Origin of the sequence: Enterobacter sp. K16B (assembly GCF_020216105.1) — a bacterium.
GTDB lineage: Bacteria > Pseudomonadota > Gammaproteobacteria > Enterobacterales > Enterobacteriaceae > Enterobacter > Enterobacter sichuanensis.
On record NZ_JAIWJZ010000118.1, the window covers coordinates 1 to 1,028 of the forward strand.

The window sequence follows — 1,028 nt, forward strand, 5'->3', positions numbered from 1 at the left end:
CCTTCACGGATTGCGAAACGCAGACCGTCGTCCATCGCGATTGGGTGGATCAGAGTCACAACCATCTTGATGTTGTCGCCTGGCATTACCATCTCAACGCCTTCTGGCAGTTCGATGGTACCGGTCACGTCAGTTGTACGGAAGTAGAACTGTGGACGGTAGCCTTTGAAGAACGGAGTATGACGGCCGCCTTCGTCTTTGGACAGGATGTACACTTCAGATTCGAACTTGGTGTGTGGCTTGATTGAGCCTGGCTTCGCCAGAACCTGACCACGTTCGATTTCTTCACGTTTGATACCACGCAGCAGAACACCAACGTTCTCACCAGCACGGCCTTCGTCCAGCAGTTTGCGGAACATTTCAACGCCAGTACAGGTAGACTTCGCAGTCTCTTTGATACCAACGATTTCAACTTCTTCGCCAACTTTGATGATACCGCGCTCTACACGACCGGTAACAACGGTACCACGACCGGAGATGGAGAATACGTCTTCGATTGGCAGCAGGAATGGCTTGTCAATCGCACGCTCTGGTTCTGGGATGTAAGAATCCAGGAAACCAGCCAGTTCGATGATTTTCGCTTCCCACTCTGCGTCGCCTTCCAGCGCTTTCAGAGCAGAACCACGAACGATTGGGGTATCGTCGCCTGGGAAATCGTACTGAGACAGCAGTTCACGAACTTCCATCTCTACCAGTTCCAGCAGCTCTTCGTCATCAACCATGTCGCACTTGTTCAGGAACACGATGATGTAAGGAACGCCTACCTGACGACCCAGCAGGATGTGCTCACGAGTCTGAGGCATTGGGCCGTCAGTCGCAGCAACTACCAGGATCGCGCCGTCCATCTGCGCAGCACCGGTGATCATGTTTTTAACATAGTCGGCGTGGCCTGGGCAGTCTACGTGTGCGTAGTGGCGAGTCGGGGTGTCGTACTCAACGTGAGAAGTGTTGATGGTGATACCACGAGCTTTTTCTTCTGGTGCGTTATCGATCTGGTCGAATGCACGAGCAGAACCACCGTAGGTTTT

General features: G+C 52.8%; 1 protein-coding gene. It reads right to left on the reverse strand.

Annotated features, from left to right (window positions below):
- A partial coding sequence (tuf, locus tag LDK53_RS19100; protein WP_025912577.1) for an elongation factor Tu occupies positions 1-1,028 on the reverse strand: 1,028 nt, incomplete at both ends.